Origin of the sequence: Pseudomonas sp. GZD-209, assembly GCF_049310485.1 — a bacterium.
Classification (GTDB): domain Bacteria; phylum Pseudomonadota; class Gammaproteobacteria; order Pseudomonadales; family Pseudomonadaceae; genus Aquipseudomonas; species Aquipseudomonas sichuanensis.
On record NZ_JBMOWQ010000086.1, the window covers coordinates 24,430 to 48,576 of the forward strand.

The 24,147-nt window shown below is 66.7% G+C and carries 20 protein-coding genes; 13 read left to right on the forward strand and 7 right to left on the reverse strand.

The genetic code is table 11. The annotated features are described in order from the left end of the window. Nucleotides 1-45: 45 nt before the first annotated feature. From ACO6VM_RS11320 to ACO6VM_RS11365, 10 genes are all read left to right on the forward strand, one after another. Complete coding sequence (locus ACO6VM_RS11320) at nt 46-2,331, forward strand: tetratricopeptide repeat protein (protein ID WP_422403255.1); 2,286 nt, start codon at nt 46-48, stop codon at nt 2,329-2,331. 75 nt (nt 2,332-2,406) lie between these two features. Then, complete coding sequence (locus tag ACO6VM_RS11325; RefSeq protein ID WP_401057165.1) at nt 2,407-3,372, forward strand: AAA family ATPase; 966 nt, start codon at nt 2,407-2,409, stop codon at nt 3,370-3,372. A 10-nt stretch (nt 3,373-3,382) separates the two neighbouring features. Then, nucleotides 3,383-4,333, forward strand: a complete 951-nt coding sequence (locus ACO6VM_RS11330; RefSeq protein WP_125858623.1) for a DUF58 domain-containing protein — start codon at nt 3,383-3,385, stop codon at nt 4,331-4,333. Further along, nucleotides 4,330-4,821, forward strand: a complete 492-nt coding sequence (locus ACO6VM_RS11335) for a DUF4381 domain-containing protein (protein ID WP_401057166.1) — start codon at nt 4,330-4,332, stop codon at nt 4,819-4,821. The genes ACO6VM_RS11330 and ACO6VM_RS11335 overlap by 4 nt, the downstream gene beginning before the upstream one ends. After that, nucleotides 4,808-5,791 carry a vWA domain-containing protein gene (locus ACO6VM_RS11340; protein WP_422403256.1) on the forward strand — a complete coding sequence of 328 codons (984 nt, stop codon included), beginning with the start codon at nt 4,808-4,810 and terminating at the stop codon, nt 5,789-5,791. The genes ACO6VM_RS11335 and ACO6VM_RS11340 overlap by 14 nt, the downstream gene beginning before the upstream one ends. Nucleotides 5,792-5,793: 2 nt before the next feature. Next, the gene (locus ACO6VM_RS11345) at nt 5,794-7,392 is read left to right on the forward strand and encodes a VWA domain-containing protein (RefSeq protein ID WP_422403257.1); all 1,599 of its coding nucleotides are present in this window, start codon (nt 5,794-5,796) and stop codon (nt 7,390-7,392) included. Beyond that, nucleotides 7,389-8,672, forward strand: a complete 1,284-nt coding sequence (locus ACO6VM_RS11350) for a hypothetical protein (RefSeq protein ID WP_422403258.1) — start codon at nt 7,389-7,391, stop codon at nt 8,670-8,672. Before ACO6VM_RS11345 ends, ACO6VM_RS11350 begins: the two co-directional genes overlap by 4 nt. Nucleotides 8,673-8,714: 42 nt before the next feature. After that, nucleotides 8,715-9,716, forward strand: coding sequence for an HAD family hydrolase (locus ACO6VM_RS11355; RefSeq protein WP_401057170.1), 1,002 nt, complete (start codon nt 8,715-8,717; stop codon nt 9,714-9,716). A gap of 104 nt (nt 9,717-9,820) precedes the next feature. Next, nucleotides 9,821-11,377 carry an arylsulfatase gene (locus ACO6VM_RS11360; protein WP_401057171.1) on the forward strand — a complete coding sequence of 519 codons (1,557 nt, stop codon included), beginning with the start codon at nt 9,821-9,823 and terminating at the stop codon, nt 11,375-11,377. Nucleotides 11,378-11,418: 41 nt separating this feature from the next. Beyond that, nucleotides 11,419-13,950 carry a fused MFS/spermidine synthase gene (locus ACO6VM_RS11365; protein WP_401057172.1) on the forward strand — a complete coding sequence of 844 codons (2,532 nt, stop codon included), beginning with the start codon at nt 11,419-11,421 and terminating at the stop codon, nt 13,948-13,950. Here the strand turns inward: ACO6VM_RS11365 and ACO6VM_RS11370 are convergent, their stop codons facing one another. Further along, nucleotides 13,951-15,237: an OmpP1/FadL family transporter gene (locus tag ACO6VM_RS11370; RefSeq protein ID WP_401057173.1), complete on the reverse strand. Its 1,287-nt coding sequence runs from the start codon at nt 15,235-15,237 to the stop codon at nt 13,951-13,953. 143 nt (nt 15,238-15,380) lie between these two features. Beyond that, entirely contained in the window at nt 15,381-15,551 is a 171-nt protein-coding gene (locus ACO6VM_RS11375) for a hypothetical protein (RefSeq protein ID WP_190306064.1), read from the reverse strand. 312 nt (nt 15,552-15,863) lie between these two features. Here ACO6VM_RS11375 and ACO6VM_RS11380 point away from each other — a divergent pair, with 312 nt between their 5' ends. The 3 genes from ACO6VM_RS11380 to ACO6VM_RS11390 all read left to right on the forward strand — a co-directional run bounded on the left by ACO6VM_RS11380 (nt 15,864) and on the right by ACO6VM_RS11390 (nt 19,806). Continuing rightward, nucleotides 15,864-16,985 carry an MFS transporter gene (locus ACO6VM_RS11380; protein WP_422403259.1) on the forward strand — a complete coding sequence of 374 codons (1,122 nt, stop codon included), beginning with the start codon at nt 15,864-15,866 and terminating at the stop codon, nt 16,983-16,985. Between the two features lie 393 nt (nt 16,986-17,378). After that, nucleotides 17,379-18,746 carry an MFS family transporter gene (locus ACO6VM_RS11385; RefSeq protein WP_401057175.1) on the forward strand — a complete coding sequence of 456 codons (1,368 nt, stop codon included), beginning with the start codon at nt 17,379-17,381 and terminating at the stop codon, nt 18,744-18,746. 16 nt (nt 18,747-18,762) lie between these two features. Further along, the gene (locus tag ACO6VM_RS11390; protein WP_401057176.1) at nt 18,763-19,806 is read left to right on the forward strand and encodes a hydroxyacid dehydrogenase; all 1,044 of its coding nucleotides are present in this window, start codon (nt 18,763-18,765) and stop codon (nt 19,804-19,806) included. A gap of 161 nt (nt 19,807-19,967) precedes the next feature. Here the strand turns inward: ACO6VM_RS11390 and ACO6VM_RS11395 are convergent, their stop codons facing one another. The 5 genes from ACO6VM_RS11395 to ACO6VM_RS11415 form a co-directional block, all read right to left on the reverse strand. After that, a complete protein-coding gene (locus tag ACO6VM_RS11395) occupies nt 19,968-20,561 on the reverse strand; it encodes a TetR/AcrR family transcriptional regulator (protein WP_422403260.1) in 594 nt (197 codons plus the stop codon). Nucleotides 20,562-20,730: 169 nt separating this feature from the next. Beyond that, complete coding sequence (locus ACO6VM_RS11400) at nt 20,731-21,555, reverse strand: HpcH/HpaI aldolase/citrate lyase family protein (RefSeq protein WP_422403261.1); 825 nt, start codon at nt 21,553-21,555, stop codon at nt 20,731-20,733. Further along, nucleotides 21,552-22,394, reverse strand: a complete 843-nt coding sequence (locus ACO6VM_RS11405; RefSeq protein WP_401057179.1) for an FAS1-like dehydratase domain-containing protein — start codon at nt 22,392-22,394, stop codon at nt 21,552-21,554. The genes ACO6VM_RS11400 and ACO6VM_RS11405 overlap by 4 nt, the downstream gene beginning before the upstream one ends. Nucleotides 22,395-22,411: 17 nt before the next feature. Next, entirely contained in the window at nt 22,412-23,368 is a 957-nt protein-coding gene (locus tag ACO6VM_RS11410; protein ID WP_401057180.1) for an electron transfer flavoprotein subunit alpha/FixB family protein, read from the reverse strand. After that, a complete protein-coding gene (locus ACO6VM_RS11415) occupies nt 23,368-24,117 on the reverse strand; it encodes an electron transfer flavoprotein subunit beta/FixA family protein (RefSeq protein ID WP_401057181.1) in 750 nt (249 codons plus the stop codon). The genes ACO6VM_RS11410 and ACO6VM_RS11415 overlap by 1 nt, the downstream gene beginning before the upstream one ends. Nucleotides 24,118-24,147 lie beyond the last annotated feature (30 nt).

Genomic DNA, 24,147 nt, shown 5'->3' on the forward strand with positions numbered 1-24,147 from the left:
GGCGACTGGACCTGACTGTGGAGCCGGACGATGGGGGCAACAGGGATGCGTTTGCTGGCACGGTACGGGGTGCTGCTGGCGTTGTTGGTCATGGGCACCTCAGCGACGGGGAGCGAGGTCGGCCAGTTGCCGGCAGCGGCCAAGGACCGTGAAGGCTACGCCAAGCCCGAGAGCTGCCAGGGCTGCCATGCCGAACAGGCCGGGCAGTGGCAGCATTCGGACCATGCCTGGGCGCTGCGCGAGGCCGCGGCGGGCAATGTATTGGGCAACTTCGACGACGTGCGCTTCGACCAGGATGGCGTCAAGGCGCGGTTCTACCGCAAGGCTGAGGCCTATTACGTCAACATCGAGGGCGAGGACGGCAAGCCTGCGGACCTGCGCATCCTCTATACCTTCGGCCATCAGCCATTGCAGCAATACCTGGTGGCGCTGCCCCGGGGGCGCCTGCAGGCGCTGACCATCGCCTGGGACAGCAGGCCCCAGGCCCAGGGCGGGCAACGCTGGTTCTCCCTGTACCCCGGCCAGCGCTTCACCCTCGACGACCCGCTGCACTGGACCGGCCGCTACCAGAACTGGAACGCCATGTGCGCCGACTGCCATTCCACGCGGCTGCTCAAGCACTACAACGACCAGCAGGACAGCTTCGCCAGCACCTGGCAGGAGCCGACCGTGGGCTGCCAGGGCTGCCATGGCCCCGGCCAGGCGCATGTCGACTGGGCCAGTGCAACGCCCGCCGGCAATCAGCCGGGTAAAGGGCTGCTCGTCGACTTCAAGGCGCTCGGCAGCAAGGGCCAGGTCGAGCAGTGCGCGTTTTGCCACAGCCGTCGGCAAACCCTGGGCAACGGCCAGACGCCCGGCCATCCGCAGCTTGACCAGAGCCTGCCCGCCACCTTGCGCAGCGGCCTTTATCATGCAGACGGGCAAATCGACGGCGAGGTCTACGAGTTCGGCTCGTTCAGCCAAAGCCGGATGTACGCCGCCGGGGTCGGCTGTACCGATTGCCACAACCCGCACACCACCAAGGTGCGCATCGAAGGCAACGGCCTGTGCCTGCAGTGCCACAACACCCAGCCCAACACCGCGCGCTTCGCCGGCTTGCAGGCGAAGGACTACGACAGCCCGGCGCACCACCATCACGCCGCAGGCTCGCCTGGCGCGCAGTGCGTGAGCTGCCATATGCCGAGCAAGACCTACATGGTGGTCGACCCGCGCCGCGACCACAGCCTGCGCATCCCGCGCCCGGACCTTGCCGCCCAGACCGGCAGCCCGGACGCCTGCACGGCCTGCCACACGGACCGCGCGCCGGCCTGGGCCGCCAGCGCCATCGACCAGTGGTACGGCACGCCGCAACGACCGGCCCATTACGGGCAGGCGCTGCAAGGCGTGCGCGAGGACCCGGGCACAGCCATGAGCCGCCTGGGCTATCTGCTGGCCGACAAGGCCAACCCGGCCATCGTCCGCGCCACCGCCGCCGACCAGTTGGCGGACCTCGGGCCAGGCGCCGTCAGCAACCTGCGCTGGGCCTTGCAGGATGCCGACCCGCTGATCCGTGCCTATGCCGTGGCCGGGTTCAGCAGCCTGCCTGCCGAGGAGCGGCTCAAGCCTTTGTTGCCGTTACTGGCCGATCCGCGCCTGGCGGTGCGCGATGAAGCCGTGCGGGCCATGGCCGATATCACGCCGGCGCAGCTGCCCGAGGCCCAGCAGGCCAGTTTCAAGGCCCTGCTCGGCGACTATGAGCAGCGCCTGCGCGGTAATGCCGACCTGCCGGGCGGGCGCTTGAACCTGGCGGTGCTGCTATCGCGCCAGGGGCGTGACGAGGAGGCGATGGCGCATTACCGGCAGGCCCTGCGCATGGACCCGTATTTCGTCCCGGCGCGGATCAACCTGGTGACCCTGGCCAGCGCCGCCAATCGCCCCACAGAAGCCGAGGCGCTGCTGCGCGAGGGGGCGGGATTGGACAAGATGCCGCCGACCGACCGCGGCAACCTGGCGTACATGTTGGCCCTGCTGCTGGTCGAGCACGGCCGCAACGAGGAGGGCCTGGAATGGATGGACCAAGCCGCCACGGCGCTGCCGGGCAATGCGCGGATCCGCTACAACCAGGGCCTGCTGCTATCGCGCCTGAACCGCCGTGACGAAGCCTTGCAGGCATTGCGCAGCGGCCTTGCGCAGTCGCCGGACGACGCCGACCTGCTGTATTCGTTGATCTACCTGCATGCCCTGGCCGGCGAACGCGAAGCCGCCTTCGGTTACGTGCAGCGCATGCGCGCGGCGGCGCCGGACGATCCGCGCCTGCAGGCCATCGAGCCTTACTGGCGGCAAACGCAGTAAATGTTTCGGGATCTTGCGTCAACCGGCACGGCAACTACAGTTGCCTGACCGCAAACGAGGACAGGGAGCGGGCATGTGGACACTCATGAGCAGGTCAAAGCACTGCAAGCGTCGGTCGCCGAGCAGGTACTCGGCCAGGCCGACACCATTCACCAGGTGATCCTGGCGCTGCTCGCCAACGGCCATGTGCTGCTGGAAAGCCTGCCGGGGTTGGCCAAGACCCGCACGGTCAAGGCCCTGGCCAGCCACCTGGACGCGCAGATGCGGCGCATCCAGTTCACCCCCGACCTGCTGCCCTCGGACATCACCGGTGGCGAGATCCTGCAGCAGACCGCCGAAGGCAACCGCATCAGCTTCCAGCCCGGGCCGCTGTTCGGCAACGTGATCCTCGCCGACGAGATCAACCGTGCGCCGGCCAAGGTGCAGGCGGCGTTGCTCGAAGCCATGGAAGAGCGGCAGATCACCGTGGCCGGCCAGTGCTACCCGATGCCCGGCCTGTTCATGGTGCTGGCGACCCAGAACCCCATCGAGCAGGAGGGCACCTACCCGTTGCCCGAGGCGCAGATGGACCGCTTCCTGATGAAGCTGCAACTCGATTACCCCGCGCCCGCCGACGAGGCCCAGGTGTTGCGGCTGGTGCGCGCCGAGGACCAGGCCAGTACGGGCGAACCGGTGCGCCTGGCCCAGGAGGTGATTTTCGCGGCGCGCCGCGAAGTGGCCAAGGTGCACGTGGCACCGGCGATCGACAACTACCTGGTCGCCCTGGTCAACGCCACGCGCCACCCGTCAGAACACGATGCCGAACTGGGGCGCTGGATCAGCATCGGTGCCAGCCCCCGTGGCGGCATCAGCCTGGACCGGGTGGCGCGGGCACATGCCTGGCTCAACGGGCAGGACTTTGTCTCGCCGGACGATGTGCGCGCCGCCATGCACCCGGTGTTGCGCCATCGCCTGCAACTGTCCTATGACGCCATCACCGATGGGGTAGGGGCCGACCAGGTGATCGACCGGCTGTTGGACAAGGTCGCCATACCGGCCTGAGGGTGCCGCCATGCCAACCGCCCGCCGCACGCCCGATGGCTTCGTCTACGCCTCGCTGGCCGAGCTGATGGCCCTGGAGCCGCGTGCCCGGGGCCTGAGCTTCGTCGCCCGGCAGCCGCTGTCGAGCATCTTGTCCGGCAACCACGCCTCACGCCTGCGCGGGCGCGGGCTGAGCTTCGACGAACTGCGCCACTACGTGCCCGGCGACGACCTGCGCCATCTCGACTGGCGCGCCTCGCTACGCTACGGCAAACCTTTCGTGCGGACCTTCAGCGAGGAGCGCGATCGGCCGACCTTGCTGCTGGTGGACCAGCGCATGAGCATGTTCTTTGGCTCGCAGCGCTACTTCAAGTCGGTGACCGCCGCTCAGCTGGCGGCCGTGTGTGCGTGGATGGCGCTGCAGGCCGGCGACCGCGTCGGTGCCATGGTGCTGGGCGAGGCCGGTGTCGAACACCTGCGCCCGCTGCGCAGCCGCGCCCGGGTGCAGGCCTTGTGCGCGGCGGTGGTGCGGGCCAATCACCGGTTGTCGGCGCACGGCGAGGCGCTGGCGGATGACGGGCGCCTGGACGCGTTGCTGCGTACCTGCATCGGCGCCGCCGGGCACGATCACCTGGTGTGCGTGATCAGCGATTTCGCCGGGGTCGGCGAACAGACCCTGGCGCTGCTGCGCCAGTTGCGTCAGCACAACGATGTGATTGCGCTACAGGTGTATGACCCCATCGCCCTGCAATTGCCGGACAAGGGCCGGCTCACCGTGACCCAGGGCGCCATGCAGGTGGCTATGGACATAGGCCGCAACCAGGTTCGCCGGCCACTGGGCGATTACCTGGCCGGGCGCCTGCGCGAGGTCGCCGAACTGCTGCGCCGCAGCCAGGTGCCGTTGCTGATGATCAGCACCGGCGATGACAGCCTGGAGCAACTGCGCAAGGAGCTCGGGCGGCTGGCGGAGCGGGCGCGATGAGCACGCCTGCGGTCGACCAGCTACAAGAGCTGGCGCCGGGCGCGCCGCCGTTCAGCTACCTGCCGCAGACCTGGGGCTGGGGGCTATTGCTGGGGCTGTTGCTGGCCGGCCTGCTGACCTGGGCGGTGCTGCGCGGGTGGCGCTGGCGGCGTGATCGCTACCGGCGCGAGGCATTGCTGCGCCTGGACCAACTGGCGGCGGCTCCGGCAGAGCATCGGCTGATGGCCTTGCGCGAACTGCCCGAGCTGCTCAAACGGGTGGCCCTGTCGATGCCCGGGGCACCTGCCGTTGGCACGCTCGGCGGCCAGGCCTGGCAGCAATTCCTGGCCACTCACGCCCGGCAACCGCTGCCGGCGACCTTCGCGGCGCAACTGCAACTGCTGGCCTATGCCCCGGATGCACAGCTTGCCGCGCTGGACGACGCCAGCGTGCAACGTTTGTTTGACGTCACCCGGCAGTGGATCGAGGCGCACCATGTGGCGCTTTGACTACCCCTGGGTATTCCTGCTGCTGCCGCTGGCATGGCTGGCCTACCGCTGGCTCAGGCCCTACCACGAAGCCCGCAGTGCGCTGCGCGTGCCGTTCTTCAGCGCCCTGCGCCAGGCCCTCGGCCAAGGCCCCGGCAGCAGCACAGTCAACGCCGGTGGCTGGCAGGTGCTGCTCAATGGGCTGGCCTGGGTGTTGCTGCTGGTCGCCTGTGCGCGCCCGGTGCTGGTCGAGCAGCCGATCCGCCATGTGCAACCCAGCCGCGACCTGATGCTGGCCATCGATATCTCCCAATCCATGCAGGCCAAGGACTACAGCAGCGCCGACGGCCAGCGCAGTGACCGATTGACCGCGGTGAAGGCCGTGGTCCGCGACTTCATCGCCCAGCGTGAGGGCGACCGCATAGGCCTGATCCTGTTCGGCAGCGGCGCCTACCCCCAGGCGCCGCTGACCCTCGACCATGCCAGCCTGCAGCTGTTGCTGGACGAGGCCGGGGTCGGCATGGCCGGGCCCAACACGGCCCTGGGCGACGCCATCGGCCTGACCATCAAGTTGTTGGCTCCTGCCAAGGAGCGGGAGAAGGTGCTGATCCTGCTTACCGACGGCAACGACACCGGCAGCGCCATCACCCCCGAGCATGCCGCGCGGCTGGCCCGAGAGCACGGCATCGTGGTGCACGCCATTGGCATCGGCGACCCGGCGGCCACCGGCGAGGATAAGGTTGACCTGCACAGCTTGCAGGTGATCGCGCAGACCACCGGCGGGCGGTTCTTCCGCGCCGATGACCGCGCGGCGCTGCAGCAGGTATATGCCACGCTCGACCAGATCACCCCGCATGACGTCACCACCCTCAGCCACCAACCGCGGCGCGACCTGTTCGTCTGGCCCCTGGGCGCAGCCCTGGCCGTGCTGCTGCTCGGCCAGGGCCTGGCGCTACTGGGCGCCCGAGCCGCCGCGGCCAAGGAGCCCTGAGCATGGACATCGACCTCGGCGCCTTGCACTTCTTGCGCCCCTGGTGGCTGTTGCTGATGCTGCCAGGCCTCGGCCTGCCGCTGCTGTGGCGGCGCCGGCGCGACCTCAAGCGGCAACTGCGCGGGATCATCGCCCCGCACCTGGTCGAGCACCTGCTGATCCACCCGCGCGACGACCGGCGCCTGCGCCCGGTGCACCTGCTGGCGGCGTTGCTGGTGCTCGGCGCGCTGGCGGCGGCCGGGCCCACCTGGCAGCAGGACATCCCGGCGTTTCTCGACAACCGCGCGCCGCTGATCCTGGCCGTGGACCTGTCGCCCTCGATGGACGCCGACGATGTGCCCCCCAGCCGCCTGGGCGCCGCGCGCCACACCTTGCATGATCTGGTGCAACGCCGGGCCGGGGCCCGGACCGCGCTGATCGCCTATGCCGGCAGCGCCCACCTGGTGCTGCCGGCCACCGACGACCCGGCCTTGCTCGACAGTTTTATCCAGGCCCTGGCCAGCGACCTGATCGCCCAGCCCGGCAAGGACGTGCTGGGTGTGGTGGACATCGCCCTAAGGCTGCTCGACGCCGAGCACAGCCCCGGCACCCTGGTGCTGCTGACCGATGGCGCCGATCCCGCACAGTTCGAGGCCCTCGGCCAGCGCCTGGGCGACAGCGACCTGCAGCTGCTGGTGCTGGCGGTGGGCAGCCAGGACAGCGGGGTGCTGCACGACGCCAAGGGCATGCCGCGCCTCGATGCCGGGGGCAATGCCGTGCAGGGCCGTTTCGACAAGCAGGGCCTGCAAGGGCTGGCCAAGGCCGCCGATGCGCCGCTGGGCAGCCTGACCTTGAACGACGACGACCTGGACTGGATTGAACTGCACGCCCGCCAGCACTACCAGGCCGTGACGGGCGACAGTGCCACGCTGCACTGGAAGGATGCCGGCTACTGGCTGTGCTGGCCGTTGCTGTTACTGGCCCTGGGCGGCCTGCGCAAAGGGTGGCGGGTGAACTGGCTGGCCGGCCTTGCCGTGCTCTGTGTGTTGGGCGCCGCACCCGGGCAGGTGTGGGCGGGCGAACTGGCCGATGCCTTTTTCAGCGCTGACCAGCAGGGCCGCTGGGCCTTTGAACAGGGGCACTACGCCCAGGCCGCCGAGCATTTCCATGACCCTTACTGGAAAGGTGTGGCGGCCTATGAAGCGTCGGACTACAAGGCTGCGCTGGCCAGCCTGGCGCAGCTGGACAGCGCACCGGCCTACTTCTACCAGGGCAACAGCCATGTGCGGCTGTTCCAGTTTGCCCAGGCGATTGCCGCCTACCAGCAGGCGCTGCGGTTGCAACCGGCATTCCCCGAAGCGGCCGCCAACCTGGCGCTGGCCCAGGCCCTGCTCAAGGACTATCAGGACCAACAACAGAAGAGCACCGGCGCAAAGCCCGACAAGGTGATCGAAGACCAGACCCCGTTGCAGGGCGGCAAGGCGCAACAGCAGCCCACCGCCAAGGCGGCCTCCGACCAGCTGTGGCTGGACAACCTGGCCACCTCGCCGGGGCAGTTCCTCAAGCGCAAGTTCCAGATCCAGCAGGCCGCACGCCGGCCGGGCGAGGAGGGCACGCCATGAAACGCCTGCTGATCCTGTGGCTGTTGTGTCTGCCAGCGCTGGCGGCCGACCCCGAGGTGCGCGTTGTGCAGCGCCTGGTGCCGGAGGGCGCGATCATGGTCGGCGGCACGGTCAGCCTGGAGATCGACCTGCTGGTCGATACCTGGTTCACCGATGCACCGGTACTGCCGGCGCTCGACCTGCCTGGTGCTGTGGTCAGCCCGCCCACTGGCGAGGCCCAGCACCTGAACCAGGACATCGACGGCAAGCGTTTCTTCGGCCTGCGCTACAGCTATCGCATCACCCCGCAGGCGGCCCGGCACTTCGACATCCCGGCCCTGGCGTTCCAGGTGCAGCCTGGGCCGGCCAGCGGGCCGCTCACGGTCAGCAGCCAGCCGCTGGCGTTCGAGGCCGAGGGCGGCAGTGGCAACCCCGACAGCGCGCAGCCGGTGGCGGCGCAATTGACCTTTACCCAACAGGTGGAGCGCTCGCATACGCCACTGCGGGCGGGCGACAGTGTGACCCGGCGCTTGCGTATCGTTGCCCCAGGGGCGCAGGCGATGCTGTTGCACGCCCCGGTGCTGGCCGAGGTCGCCGGGCTCAAGCGCTACGTGCAGACGCCGGGGGTCAAGCCGTTGAGCGACGGCCGCGGCGGGACCTTGGGTGGCGAGCGCGAGGATACGGTGACCTATGTGATCGGCGCCGCCGGGCGCTACCAGTTGCCTGAGATCACCTATCAGTGGCGCGATGCGACGAGCGGCGAGGTACACCAGACCAAGGTACCGGCTGTAACGCTGGAGGCTACCGCAGGTGCGTATCAGGCGCCGTTCTCCATCAACGACGACCTGCGGGCCATGGGGCATCAAGCCCGGCTTCGGTTCGGTGGGCACTGGCTGCTGATGCTGGCCGCGTTGCTTGGCGCAGGTGCTCTGGGCTGGGGCCTGCGCGCCCGCTGGCAGGCGCTGTGGCAGCGTTTGCGACGTTGGCAAGCTCGCCGTCATCAGGCCTGGCTCGACTCGCCGGGCTATGCCTGGCGGCAGGCCTGTGCACAATGCGCGGCGCAGCCGCTGAAGCTGGATGCGCTGTACCTGTGGGTGCGACGCAGCAGTGGCCAGCCAGGATTGCTGTGTGGCGGGGCGCAAATTCCCGACGCGATAAAGAATCGTTTGCTAGCCTCTTTCAGGTCCCGTTTCGGGGGGGCGGCGGCGCCTGAACAAGCGCCGATTGCCTTGCCGCGCACACCACCCGCGCAGCATCCGAGCGAACCACAGCGCAGCGGTCTGAAGCCTCTCAACCGCTGAACCGGACTCACCGCGCCATCCGCCCATGGCAAGGAGCCCCACATGCAGCCGCGCCCAGCCGCCCATGCCCTGCGCAGCGTGCTTTGCCTGTTGTTGTTGCTGCCATGCCTGGTGCTGGCCGCAGCGCCTTTGCCGTCCTGGCGCGACGGCCCCTCGCGCCAGGCCATCGTGGCGTTCGTCGAGGCTGTCACCGTTCAAGGCAGCAAGGATTATGTGGCGCCCGCCGAGCGGATTGCCGTGTTCGACAACGACGGCACCCTCTGGAGTGAGCAACCGCTGTACTTCGAAGTGCTGTTCTCCATGGACGAAGTGCGACGCCTGGCGCCCGAGCATCCGCAATGGAAAACCCAGCAGCCGTTCAAGGCGGTGCTGGACAACGACCACAAGGCGCTGGCGGAGCAGGGCATGGACGGCCTGCTGAAGATCGTCGCGGCCACCCACTCGGGCATCAGCACCGAGCAATTCCTGGCCCGCAGCCGCAGCTGGCTGGCCAGTGCCAAACACCCCAAGACCGGCAAGCCCTACACCGAGATGGTGTTCCAGCCGATGCTGGAACTGCTCGGTTACCTGCGTGACAAGGGTTTTCGCACCTACATCGTCTCGGGCGGCGAGGTGGCGTTCATGCGCGCCTTCGCCGAGGAGGTCTATGGCATTCCCCCCGAACAGGTGATCGGCACCACCCTGGTTGCCGAGTACCAGGACAAGGACGGCCAGCTCAGTATCCAGCGGCTGCCCACGCTGCTGCACAACGACGACGGCCCAGGCAAGCCGGTGAGCATCGAGGCGGTGATCGGCCGGCGGCCGGTACTGGCCTTCGGCAACTCTGACGGCGACCTGCAGATGCTGCAATGGACCCTGGCCGGGCCAGGCCGGCGTTTTGCCGGGCTGGTGCACCATACCGACGCCAAGCGCGAATGGGCGTATGACCGGCAAAGCAGTGTAGGGCGCCTGGACAAGGCGCTGGATATCGCCAACCGGCAAGGTTGGACCGTGGTGGACATGGCTCGCGACTGGCGCCGTGTCTATCCCTTCGACAAGGAGTGAATGCCACACCGGAACCGCAGGGCACTGGGTCCCAGCCAGCAGTCGGAATCCTTCGTGCACGCAGTCGCGGACTTGCGACAGCAACGTGAACGGAGAGCAACGTCATGAAGTCCAGTACAACCTGGTGGTCCGCCATCGCCCTGGCGACCACGGCCACATTGGCCGGGGCGGCGGAAAAGCCGAACATCCTGGTGATCTTCGGCGATGACATCGGCCAGACCAACATCAGTGCCTATTCCAAGGGCGTGGTCGGCTACCAGACGCCCAACATCGACCGTATCGCCAAGGAGGGCATGCTGTTCACCGACTATTACGCCGAGAACAGCTGCACCGCCGGGCGCTCGACCTTCATCACCGGGCAGGTGGCCAAGCGCACCGGCCTGTCCAAGGTGGGCATGCCGGGGGTGCCGGTGGGCCTGCAGGCGCGCGATGTGACCATCGCCCAGGCGCTCAAGGCGCAGGGCTACGCCACCGGCCAGTTCGGCAAGAACCACCTGGGCGACCGCGATGAGTACCTGCCCACCAACCATGGTTTCGACGAGTTCTTCGGCAACCTGTACCACCTCAACGCCGAAGAGGAGCCGGAACGGCCTTACTGGCCCAAGGACGACCCGGAATTCCTCAAGGCCACCACCCCGCGCGGGGTGATCAAGTCCAGTGCCGACGGCAAGATCGAGGACACCGGCGCGCTGACCAGCAAACGCATGGAGACCATCGACGACGAGACCACCCAGGCCGCGATCAATTTCATCGAGAAGCAGGCCAAGGCCGACAAGCCGTTCTTCGTGTGGATGAACACCACGCGCATGCATGCCTTCACCCATGTGCGCGAGTCGATGCGCAACCAGAGCGGCATGATCGGCAACGAATACGCCGACGGCATGCTTGAGCACGACGGCGATGTCGGCAAGCTGCTCAAGGCACTGGATGACCTGAAGATCGCCGACAACACCGTCGTCGTCTACACCACCGACAACGGCCCGAACCAGTGGTCATGGCCGGATGCGGCGACCACGCCGTTCCGCAACGAGAAGAACTCCAACTGGGAGGGCGCCTACCGTGTGCCGGCCATGGTGCGCTGGCCGGGCAAGATCAAGGCCGACTCGGTGAGCACCCAGATGTTCTCCGGGCTAGACTGGTTCCCGACCTTGCTGGCCGTCGCCGGTGACGTCGATATCAAGGACCGCCTGCTCAAGGGCGCCGACGTGGCTGGCAAGAACTTCAAGGTGCACCTGGACGGTTACAACCAGCTCGATTACCTGACCGGCAAGACCGACAAGAGCGCACGCACCGAGTTCTACTATTTCAACGACGACGCGCAACTGGTGGCCATGCGCTTCAACGACTGGAAGGTTGTCTACTGCGAGCAGCGCGCACCGGGTGGTTTCCCGGTGTGGAGCGAGCCGTTCACCTGTCTGCGAGCGCCCAAGCTGTTCAACCTGCGGATGGACCCCTATGAGCGGGCCGATATCGTGTCTGACCAGTATTACGACTGGCTGACGAAGAATGACTACCTGTTCTTCCAGGGCACGCAGAAAGCTGCGCGGTTCTTGCAGACCTTCGTTGACTACCCGCCCAGCCAGCGCCCGGCGAGCTTCAGCATCGACCAGATCCAGGACGATGTGAACAAGAAGATCGAAGAGAAGATGAAAGGCAAATGACCCGGTGAACCGCGAGGCGCGACCTCGCTAAGGCAGCGATGATGGTGTCACCTGCAAGGCCAAGCCTGCCCACGGCTGGCTGCGATCGCTTGGCAGCGGTGGGTTTGGCCCTGCGCTTGCCTGCTGCCTTGTTGCTGCTGTCTGGCGGCGCGGCGCTGGTTTACCAGGTGCTGTGGATCAAGCAGCTGTCACTGGTGGTCGGCGTGGAGGTGCACGCCGTGACCACCGGTATCAGCGCCTTTTTCGCAGGCTTGGCCCTGGGCGGCTGGTTGTTCGGGCGCTGGGCTGACCAGCTGGCCCGGCCGGTGCGGTTGTATGCGCTGCTGGAGGTGGCGGTCGCCGTACTCGGGGTGGCCAGCACGCTGGCCTTGGGGGCTTCGGCCGGGTGGTTCGCGCGGATGGAGGCCAGTATCGGCTGGCTGGCCTGGTGGCTGCCGTTTGCCCTGGTGGGGGTGCCGGCGCTGTTAATGGGCGGCACGCTGCCGGTGCTGGTGCGCGCCATGGCGCCCGCGCCCGGCCAACAGGCCCAGGCCAGCGGGCAGCTGTACGCCGCCAATACCGCCGGGGCCATTGCCGGCACCTTGCTTGGCGCCTTTGTATTGCTACCGAACCTCGGGGTGACCGGCAGCGCCCTGGCCGCAGCTTCGATGAACCTGTTGGCTGGGCTGGGCGCCTGGGTCCTTCGGCGCAATGACCAGTTGCCACGCAGCGCTCAGGCCAACGAACCGGCGCCGCGAAGCGCCCAGGCGCGCCTGGCGATTGCGTTGTACTGCATCGCCGGCGGGGTGGCGCTGGGTTACGAGGTGGTGTGGAGCCAGTCGATCGTGCAGTTCATGAGCACCCGCGCCCATGCCTTTGCACTGGTGCTGGCCACCTACCTGTGCGGCCTGGCGGCCGGCAGCGCGTTGTATGCCAGGCGGGCCGACCGTTTGCGCGACCCCTGGGGGCTGTTCGCGGTGCTGATCGCCAGTGCCGGGCTGCTGGCGCTGCTGCAGCTCGCCGGGCTCGGGCGCTGGCTGGTGCTGGCTCAGACCCAGGCCGAGCTGCTGGTGCTGCAGGCTACCGGCAATGAGCTGGCCGGCATGTGCGCACGCTTTGCGGTGGCGGCCATGAGCATGGTGTTGCTGCCCACCGTGCTGCTGGGCGCGGCGTTCCCGCTGGCGGTGCGCCTGGCGGTGGATGGCCGGCGGGTTGGCCGGGATGTCGGCACGGTGGTGGCGCTCAATACTTTGGGCGGCATCCTGGGCGTGGGTTTGACCGGCTTCGTGCTGATACCGGCGGTGGGCCTGGTGCGCACCCTGGCCCTGCTGGCCGGCCTCGCGGCGCTGGTAGGGTTGATTGCGGCATGGCGTGGCAACGCCGTGGGGCGGCCGGCCAAGGCCATGGTGCTGATGGTGGCCATTGCCTGCGTGGCGGTGGGCGTGCTGACGCCGGCGCAACACCTGGCCGAGCTGCTGCCTGGGGCACGCAACGGCCAGCTGACTTTTTACCGCGAAGGCAAGGGCGGCACTGTCGCGGTGGTCAAGCAGACCCGCCAGGGGCAGGGCTTCAGCCGCCTGTACATCCAGGGCGTGTCCAATACCGGCGATGCCATGCCATCGTTGCGCTACATGCGCCTGCAGGCGCTGTTGCCGTTGCTGATTCACGCTGGCGAGCCGCGTTCTGCGCTGGTGATCGGCTTCGGCACCGGCATCACCGCCGGCGCGATGCTGCGCTACTCGGGGCTGGAACGCCCGGTGGTGGCCGAACTGTTGCCCGAAGTACTGGCCGCCGCCCCGTTGTTCAAGGGCAATTACGATGCCGTGCAGGACCCGCGCCTGGACATCCGCCTGCGCGATGGCCGCCGCGAGTTGCTGCGCAGCGATGAACGCTACGACCTGGTCACCCTGGAACCGCCACCGCCTTCGGCGGCCGGTGTGGTCAACCTTTATTCGCGCGACTTCTACCAGTTGGCCGCCAGCCGCCTGCAACCCGCGGGCCTGTTGGCGCAATGGCTGCCGCTGCCGACCCAGAACGATGAAGACACCCGCGCGCTGGTGCGCAGTTTCATCGACGTGTTCCCCCACGCCTCGCTGTGGACCACGGAATTCCACGAAATGTTGCTGATCGGCTCGTTGCAGCCGCTGCAACTGGAGGTGCCACGGATCATCCAGCGCTTTTCCCAGCCTTCCGTGGCCTCGACTCTGGCCGAAGTCGGCATCGATTCGCCCCAGGCGCTGTTGGCCACCTGGATCACCGACCGGGCAGGGCTGGCCCGTTACGCCGGCAACGCAGCGGCGGTGACCGACGATCAGCCGCGCATCGAATATGCGCCGTGGGTGCGGCCACGGGAGATCACCCGGGTGTTGCCGGCCTTGCTGGCGCTACGCCAGGCACCGCCGCTGCAGGGGGCCGCGCCCGGCTTTGCCGGGGCGGTGAACGACCAGTGGCTGACCTTGCAACGCTTCTACAGCCTGAGCCTGCACGCCTACAACGGCAATCGCCAGGCCTGGGCGCGGGAGGCCGGGGCGCTGGTCCGCAGCGATGGCGCCAACCCCTATTTCCGTTGGTTCCTCGGCGGCCCACAGCCTTGATCAGAAACGCCAGGTGGCGCCACCGCCGACGATGTGCAGGGCGGCATTGCGGTAGCTGCCGGAGAGGCTGTCGCCCGAGCGGGCCTTGGTCTGCTCGACGTCCATGTCGCCCATCCAGATCAGGGTGTAGGCCAGGTGCAGGTCCAGGCCGTCGCGCAGCTGGTAGTTGACGCCCGTGGCCAGGCGCCAGGTGGCGCCCATGGGGTTGTCGACGGTGCGGTCGCTGTCGTCCACCGCCGAGCTGTCGTAGCCGACCCCGGCGCTCCAGCGCAGGCGCGGGGTGGCCTGGTACTGGGTGCCAAGGGAGGCGTGCCAGGTGTCCTTGTATTTGCGATCGACGCTGCGGCTGACATTGCCGAGGGCATCGCTGTCCACCTCCACGCCGATATCGCCGAATTCGCTCCAGTCCTGCCAGCCGAGGCTGGCCAACAGCTTCCACTGCGGGTCCAGGTCATGGGCGATGCTCAGCAGCACGGTCTGCGGCACGTTCATGTCCAGTTCCAGTTCGCTCACGTCGAGGCGGCGCAAGGCGATATTGAGCAAGGGGTTGCTGACGTCGGTCACGTGGGGCTTGTCCTTGAATTCGAGCTTCACCTTGCTGGTGTAGGCCAGGCCCAGTTGGGTAGCGGGGGAGAGCCGATAGTGCAGGCCCAGGTTCACGCCAACGCCGACGTCGGTGTCCTGGTATTCCAGCTGGCCGTCCGGCCGGTCTGCCAGGCCCAGCAGGTTGTTGTTGATGGCCATCTCGGTGCGGTAGTAGCCGTACAGGATGCGCGGGCCGATGCCCAGCGACAGGTCGTCGGTGAGCTTGTAGGCGAGGGTGGGCTGGAACGACACCCCGATCACCGCCGCTTCCTGGGTGAAATAGCGGCCGGCCCAGTCATCGTCATAGTCCAGCGCCAGGCCGAAGTTGCCGTACATGCCGAAGCCAAGGGTCGCGCGCTCGTCGAGCTGGTGGCTGATGAACAGGCTGGCGCCGGGCAGGTACTGCAGGGCGTTGCCGCCTTCGTTGCCGTCGAACTGGTTGGCGCTGTCACGGGAAAAACGGATATTGCCGAGGATAACCTGGGCATTGGCGCTGACCTGGGTGCCCTTGAGCTGGGTGAGGGCGGCGGGGTTGCTCATCAGCACACTGGGGTCGCTGGCCAGTGCGGCGGCGCCGGCGTTGGCCAGGCCGTTGCCTTCCTGGCCGGCTTCGTAGATGAGGATGCCACCGGCCAGGGCAGTGCCGGTGGTGGCGGTGGTGCAGCACAAGGTGAGCAGGGGCAGTAACCGACGTCGTCTCATGGTCATGGTCCTGACAGGGCTGGGGACGGAGTCGAGGGCACTGCCTGAGCAACCTGGTTGACGCGGTTGCGCCCGCCCTGACGTATCCAGCCTAGACGGCGTTGGTGCAATCCGCCGATGCAATGTGTTCGGCGGTTGCGGTGTTACGCCGTGAACCCAGGCTCCTGCGGCTCTTCTTGTGGGGTGTCCTGCTGGATGTTGTGGTAGACGGCAGCCGCGCAGAGGGCCAGCAGCCCGACGCTGGCGACCACGATATCGCCCAGCAGCGTGCCGGCGACCAGGATCAGCAAACTGAGGCGGCAGAACATCACCATGACAGCCCTCCATGGCGGTTGGGTTCGAATAGGGCCACCAACATAGCGCGCAAGACACTTTGGTGCAGCGGGCATATCTGCAAACAACGTCTGCAAAATGGCACTCATCGCGGGTATAGCTGTTATGCCCACATGGTTTAGCAGCCACTGGCCGTGCGCTTTAGTATCGGCGCAGCTGTTCCTCACGCTTCCTGCAGCCCGCCTGCAGGTTCCCTTTTGCGGGCAAGGCCTGCGAATCGATCGATTGGTTGAAGGTTTACCGTGCACGCTGATGCTCGTCTTCCCGGGGCCTCGGGCATTTTTTGCCTGGGCATGCTGCAGATTCTGGTCTGGGGCGGTTCGTTCTTTCTGCTGGCGGTCATGGGCGACCCGATCATGCGTGACACCGGTTGGGGCAGCCAGTGGGTCTACGGCGCCTTGTCGCTGAGCCTGATGGTCTCGGCACTGCTGGCGCCCCTGTCCAGTCGCCTGGTGGCACGGTTTGGCGGGCGCGTGCAATTGGCCTGCAGTGGCGTGATCGTTGCTTTCGGGCTGTTGATTGTCGCCGCTAGCCAGACCCTGCCGGTATTCCTGCTGGCCTGGGCGATCATCGGCATCGGCATGGCGGCAGGTCTTTATGAAGCCCTGTTCGCCACGCTCGGTGCGCTTTACGGCGAACGCGCCGGCAGGGCTATTACCGGTATCACCTTGATTTCGGGTTTCGCCACTACGCTGTCATGGCCGCTGGTGGCGCTGGCCATCGAGCATCTGGGCTGGCGTGCTACCTGTATGGGCTACGCCCTGGTGCTGCTGCTGTCGACCCCGCTGTACCTGAAGGTATTGCCTGCCGGTGGCAGGCAGCACCTGGGCAAGGGCGCCTCGGTGCAAGGCAGCCCTGCGGTGGACAGGCGCCAGTACTTGCTGCTGGTTTGGATCTTCGCGCTGGGCGCCATCATCATGACGGCCATCTCGGTGCAGCTGGTGGCCGTGTTGCAGGGGCTGGGCTACTCGCTGGCCGCGGCTATCGGCCTGGCGTCGCTGCTGGGGCCCAGCCAGGTGGCGTCGCGGGTGCTGCAGATGATCGCGGGCAAGCGCCATCCGATCTGGACTGCGCTGGTGTCGGTGTTGCTGGTTGCCCTGGGGGTGTTGTTGGTTGCCTTTGCGCCGGGGGCCACTGCAGCGGGCTTGCTGCTGTACGGCCTGGGTAATGGCTTGCGGGCGATCGTGCGGGGATTGTTGCCGCTGGTGTTGATGCCAGCTTCGCAGTACGTGGCGCTGATGGGCAGGATGTCGCGCCCGTCGCTGATCGGCCAAGCGCTGACGCCACTGGTGGGGGGTTATCTGATGCAGCAGTTTGGCGCTATGGGGGTGCTGGGGGTGCTGTGCTGCCTGGCGATGGTCAATGTGGTGCTGGTGGGGGTGGTGTTGCGGTCGTTGCGGCGGGAGCGGTTTTGAGTGGTGCTGAAGCCTTGGTGGTAGGGCGGGAGAGGTGCAGCGCCTACCAGATCGAGCGCCGCCCGCGCGGCGCATCGCGGATGAATCCGCTCCTACATTTGTTGCAACGTGGCCATGTCTGATAGGCCATAATTGTCAGCCTTGTTGGCATGACGCGGAATCGAGGCGGGCGTTGCCGGCCCCTCACGCGTCTCACGCATCTCACGCCATGTGCCGCGAGGGCGGCGCTCGATCTGATAGGCGCGGCACCTGTTTCGGCGGACACATCGCAAACCACCCCCCATCCATACCAACAAGGCATATCTGTTAGGCCGCAACCCCGTCTGCTCCACGCCCTGACGCTGTGCAAGGCTAGTACCGCAACTGTTAAAAACAACAACAAAAGGTACTCCCATGCACGCCCAAACGCCTACGGCCCAGCCGTTGACTCGCAAAGAGCGCACCACCGCCATCGTCGGTGTCTGTTCTGGCAACCTGGTGGAATGGTTCGACTTCTTCATCTACGCCTACACCTCGATCTACTTCGCCTCACTGTTCTTCCCCTCGGGTGATCAAACCAGCCAGCTGCTGGCCACCGCCGGCATCTTCGCCGTCGGCTTTTTCATGCGCCCGTTGGGCGGCTGGATCTTCGGCTACATCGCCGACACACGCGGGCGCAAGATCTCCATGATCATCTCGGTGTTCATGATGTGCGGCGGCTCCTTGATGATCGCGGTCATGCCCACCTTCGAGACGGTCGGCGTCGCCGCACCGATCCTGCTGGTGATCGCACGCCTGATGCAGGGCCTGTCGGTCGGGGCCGAGTACGGCACGGGCGCCACCTACATCAGTGAGGTCTCGCGCGCGGGACGTCGGTCTTTCTACGGCTCGTTCCAATACCTGACGATCATTGCCGGGCAGTTGCTGGCGCTGCTCACCGTTGCCCTGCTGCAGCAGGTGCTGTCGGAGCAGGACCTGAAAGCCTGGGGCTGGCGCATCCCGTTCTTCATCGGTGCGCTGGCATCGGTGGTGGTGGTGTACCTGCGCCGCACCATGCGCGAAACCGCTACCGAGCAGGACATGAAGCGCAAGGAGTCCGGCTCGATCAAGGCACTGCTGCAGCACAAGCGCGCGGTACTGCTGACATTCACCCTGACCATCGGCTGCTCGCTGTACTTCTATACCTTCACCGCCTACATGCAGAAGTTCCTGGTGGTCAGTGTCGGCATCCCCGCACCGACCGTGAGCCTGCTGATGGCGGCGGCGCTGGTGGTCTTCATGCTCGTGCAGCCACTGTTCGGGCTAATGGCCGACCGGATCGGCGTGCGCACCAACATGATCATCTTCGGCACCCTCGCGACCTGCCTGGTCATCCCCTTGCTGACGGCCATCAAGTCGACGCATGACCCCTACGTTGCCTTTGCACTGGTGGTCGCCGGGTTGCTGATCGCCGCCTTCTACACGCCGGTGACCGGCGTGCTCAAGGCCGACCTGTACCCAGGGACCGTGCGGGCGCTGGGGGTGGGGCTGCCTTATGCGGTGGGCGCGGCGATGTTTGGCGGGTCTGCCGAATATGTGGCGCTGTCGTTCCGCGCCTCGGGCGTGGAAGAGTACTTCTACCTGTACGTTTCGGCGATCGGTGCGATCACCCTTATCGCTGCCCTCTTGATGCCTGATCTGGGCAAGCATGGCTACCTGGACGGCGACGGCAAGGTCGAGGAAAACACCGGTATGCGCAAGTGGCGCCATCGCCGGGCGCAGCCCATCAAACCGAATATCTGACCTGGGGAGTCCGATGATGGCGCTGGAACGCAAAAGGGTGTTTCGCTTCGACGTGTGGTACCACCCGGTAATGGCTGAGGTATTTGCCGATACGCCGGGGTTCGAGCTGACCACGATGGCGCGCGACGCACCTGAGCAGCAGATTCTGCAGGCCCTGCAGGCCAGCCATGTGTACCAGATTCCGTCAGCCCGGGACGAGTTGCCCGCGGCCTGGCGCGCCGATGCCAGGTTGTTGGCGCAGTTGCCGCAGCTGTTGTGCATCTCCACCAATGGCGCAGGCTACGACACGCTCGACCTTGCGGCCTGCAACCAGGCGGGCGTGCTGGTGCTCAACCAGTCCGGCGCCAATGCGCAGTCGGTGGCGGAGGCGGCGATCGGGTTGATGCTCAACTGCTCGCGGCGTATCGGTGAGTCCGACCGCCGCCTGCGCGTTTGCCGTGGTTACTCGCGCGAAGACCTTATGGGCGCGGAGCTTTACGACAAGACCCTGGGCCTGGTTGGCATCGGCGAGATCGGCGGCCGGGTGGCGCGGATCGCCCAGGCGCTGGGCATGCAGGTTCTGGCCTGCGACCCGGGGCTGAGTGCCGGGCAGATTCGAGACAAAGGCGCGGTGGCGGTCGATCTGCCGACGCTGCTGGCAGGCAGCGATGTGGTGTCGCTGCATTGCCCGCGCCTGGCAGAGACGGTGAACCTGATGGACGCCGCCAGCTTCGCGCAGATGCGCCCGGGCGCGATCTTCATCAATACCGCCCGGGGTGGTTTGCATGACGAGCTGGCCTTGCACCAGGCACTGGCCAGTGGGCACCTGGGCGGCGCCGGTATCGATGTGTGGGACCAGGAGCCGCCGCCGCTCGATCATCCCTTGCTGGCGCTGGAGACCGTGGTCGCGCTCTACCACACGGCGGGCGTCACCCATGAGGCCAGGCAGCGCATGGGGCAATGGGCGGCGCAGCAGATCATCGAAGTGATGGCCGGTCGGCCAGGGCCGCGCATGGTCAATCCACAGGTGTTCCCGCGGTTCCTCGAACGGCTGATGGCCGCAAATCTAGGCACCCTTTGAGCCAATAAGTGTTTCCTCGCCTGCATTGGGGCCGCTCTGCGGCCCATCGCGGGGCAAGCCCGCTCCCACAGGATTGTGCATTTCTTGATAAATGCGCTGAACCTGTGGGAGCGGGCTTGCCCCGCGATGGGCTGCAGAGCAGCCCCATTTGCGTTGTCAGCCTATAACCTGGTCACGGGCACGGCGGCTGACCGCAGCAGGGCGCTGCACATTCGGCTGAGCCACGCCGCTATCCAGGCTTCATCGACCGGGATTGGCCGGTTGCGCAGGCTGTCGGCGGTTTCGATCAAGGCCTGGATCGCCGCGAGGGTGCTGGCGATGTCCTGTACAAGGTATTCGCCACGGCGCTGCCCTTGCTCGATAGCGTGGCGCAAAGGGGCTTGCAGCCTGTCGAGCGCCTGGCCGAGCCAGGCCTGCTGACTGGCGCTGACATGGCGTGCCTCATGGCGCAGCAGCAGCTCCTCGCACGGGTGCGAGCGCTGGCGCGCCAGGCGAAAACCAAGGTAGCCGTGCAGGTCACGGGGGTAGGGGGCACGCTGCCAGGCCTCCAGCCGCTGCGCCAGGATGTGCAGCAGCACATCGAACAGCAGGTCCTGCTTGCTGGTGACATGGTGGTAGAGGCTGCCGGGTTGCAGGCCAACCCGTGAAGCCAGCTGGCGCATGCTCATGGCGCCGTAGCCGTGCTCGGCCATCAACTCACAGGCCGCCTGCAACAGGAACTCGGGGCAGCCCTGGGTGGCTGCGGCTTCAGGCATAGGCTGGCAATCGGGAGAGGGCTCGCAGTAGCCGGCAGACGAGCCGGCGGCAGCGGTTGCGCGAAGCGTTCATGTTCATCGGGATTACCTTGCAGGCATAAAAAAGCCAGGCAGGCTGCCGAGTCCGTCAGAACCGCGGAAGTCGCCTGCCTGGCGTCAACAGGATTGCTCAGTCGTCGTGGGCGATGCGCGCCAGCGTTGCGTGGGCGCGCAATATCACGGGCGCATCGACCATCTCCCCGTCGAGGGTGAACACCCCGGCACCGCCTTCGGCGCCCGCCACGACCCGGCGCGCCCAATCCAGCTCGGCCGCCGAGGGCTGCAGGGCCCGGTGAATGACCTTGACCTGGCTGGGGTGAATGCACAGGGCGCCGGCAAAGCCCATGTCGCGGGCTAACTCGGTGTGCCGGCGCAGGCCCTCGACGTCCTGGATGGCCGGGAATACGCCGTCCAGCGGGGCTGCCAGGCCGGCTGCCCGGGAGTGCAGTAACACGGCGTAGCGTGCCTGCGCCAGGACCTGCTCGGCAGCCTCGCTGCCGGTGCGCAGGTTCAGGTCAAGCCCCAGGTCCAGGCTGCCGAAGGACAAACGCTCCACGCCGGCACTCGCCGCCAGCTGGGGCAGGGCGACCAGCCCGCGGGCGCTTTCGATGATCGGCCAGATGGCTTTGCCGGTGGCGTGGGCACGCTGGACGTGTTCAACGGTCTCGGCCTTGGGCAGCAGGATGCCACGCACAGCGTCATGCCGTTGGCACAGGGCAAGGTCGGCCTCATGCGACCAATGCCCGGGCGCGTTGACCCGCACCAGCAGCTGGACTTGCGGGTGCGCCACCAGGAATGCTTCGAGGTTGTCGCGGGCCTGCTCCTTGGCCGCCTCCTCGACGGCATCCTCAAGGTCGACGATCACCCGGTCGGCGCCGCTGGCCAGCGCCTTGGCGATGCGTTCCGGGCGGCTGGCCGGGACGAACAGGGCACTGCGTACTGTTGGCTGGGTCATTGCGCGCCCTCCACGGTGAACTGCACTTCGCCGGATTGCGCCATGCCCGCATCGGCGGTGGCCCAGACCTGCGCCTTGCCGTCGCCCAGCAGCCGTCCACCCACCTCGAATGCATGGGGTGCGATCAGCGGCCGCAAGCCGCGGAACTCGAAGCGACGCACGCGGGCAGTGGGGTTGGCCTGCTGGAAGGCACGCAGGCTGAGGGTGGCGATCAGCGGGCCGTGCACGACCAGCCCCGGGTAGCCTTCGGCTTCGGTGGCGTAAGGCCAGTCATAGTGGATGCGGTGGCCATTGAACGTGACCGCCGAATAGCGGAACAACAATGTCGCGCTTGGCTCGACAGTCGCCTGCCAGGCCCCTTCGGGCGCTGCCTCGGTGCCGCCGAGCTTGGGCGGGGAGGGCTCGCGGTAGACGATGTCCTGCTCTTCCACCAGCACGTTACGACCCTCCTGGACGTACTCGTGCCTGACCGTGACAAACAGCAGCGAACCGGTCCGGCCATGCTTTTCCTGCACGTTGAGCAGGGTCGAGCGCCGCGAGACTTCGGCCTCCACCCGCAAGGGCACAAGGAATTCCAGGCGGCTGCCGGCCCACATGCGGTTGCGGTTGTCCGCCGGCGGCAGGAAGCCGCCCCGGGCCGGGTGGCCATCACTGCCCAGGCCTGCGGCGTCGACGGTGTCCTGGAAGAATGCCCAGTGCCAGAGCAAGGGCAGGGCATCGCCCGGTCCTGGCGCCGGTTCGCTCAAGGTGGCGGCGATGCGCTTGACCAGGTTGTGGGTAATGCGGTCGTGGCGGGTTTCGCTGCGGCCGATCCAGGCGCTGAGGTCTTGGCTTGTCATTGTGTGTCCTCGCGGGTTCAGAAGTGGCTGGCCAGGGCCGGGACGGCCTCGAACAGGTCGGCGACCAGGCCGTAGTCGGCAACCTGGAAGATCGGCGCATCGATGTCCTTGTTGATCGCAACGATCACTTTCGAGTCCTTCATGCCGGCCAGGTGCTGGATCGCGCCGGAGATACCGACGGCGATGTACAGCTGTGGCGCGACGATCTTGCCGGTCTGGCCGACCTGCATGTCGTTGGGCACGAAGCCTGCGTCAACCGCAGCGCGCGAGGCACCGACGGCGGCGCCGAGCTTGTCGGCCAGGCTGTACAGGTGCTTGAAGTTGTCACCGTTGCCCATGCCACGGCCGCCGGAAACGACGATCTTGGCAGCGGTCAGCTCTGGGCGATCGGAGCTGGCCAGGGATTCGGCGACAACGTGGGAAATACTATCGCGGGGCAAGCCCGCTCCCACGGTCACCCTGTGGGAGCGGCGGTGCGTCGATGCGACTTGCCCCGCGATCGCTTGCGACGCACTGGCAAAGGCTGTCGTGCGTACGGTGATGACCTTGACCGCAGCGCTCGATTGCACGGTGGCAATGGCGTTACCGGCGTAGATCGGGCGCTTGAAGGTGTCGGCGGATTCGACCGAGATGATCTCGGAGATCTGATCGACGTCCAGCAGTGCGGCAACCCGCGGCAGGATGTTCTTGCCATTGGTGGTGGCTGGGGCCAGCACGTGGCTGTACGCCCTGGCCAGCTCCGCCACCAGCGGTGCGACGGTCTCCGCCAGTTGATTCGCATAGGCTGCATCATCGGCAACCAGTACCTTGGCGACGCCCTCGATGCCTTGCGCCGCGTTAACGGCACCCTGGACACTGGCACCGATCACCAGCACATCGATCTCGCCGCCAATCTGCTGCGCCGCCGTGACCGTGTTCAAGGTGCAGGCAGCGAGTTGAACGTTGCTGTGTTCTGCAATTATCAGAATGGCCATCAGATTACTTTCGCCTCGTGCTTGAGCTTCTCGACCAGTTCGGCCACCGACTTGACCTTGATGCCAGCGCTGCGGGCAGCAGGCGCTTCGACTTTCAGGGTTTTGGTGGTGGAGGCGATGGACACGCCCAGCGCGTCTTTCGTTACGGTCTCCAGCGGCTTCTTCTTGGCCTTCATGATGTTCGGCAGCGACGCGTAGCGCGGCTCGTTCAGGCGCAGGTCGGTGGTGACGATCGCTGGCAGGTTCAGCGCAACGGTCTGCAGGCCGCCATCGATTTCACGGGTGACGTTGACCTTGTCACCGGCCAGCTCCACCTTGGAGGCGAAAGTGCCTTGGGCGTAGCCGGTCAGCGCAGCCAGCATCTGGCCGGTCTGGTTGTTGTCGCTGTCGATCGCCTGCTTGCCGAGGATGACCAGCTGTGGCTGCTCTTTATCGACAACGGCCTTGAGCGCCTTGGCCACGGCCAGGGAGTTCAGCTCATCGGCGACTTCGACCAGGATGGCGCGGTCGGCACCCAGGGCCAGGGCAGTACGCAGTTGCTCCTGGGCCGTGGTCGGGCCGACGGAAACGACGACGATCTCGCTCGCCACGCCCTTTTCCTTCAGGCGGACGGCTTCTTCCACGGCGATTTCGCAGAAGGGGTTCATGGACATCTTGACGTTTGCAAGGTCGACGCCGGCGTTGTCCGCCTTGACGCGAACCTTGACGTTGTAGTCGACCACTCGTTTGATTGCGACCAGCACTTTCATGGGCAGTTTGACTCTCTGGTTATTGTTCCA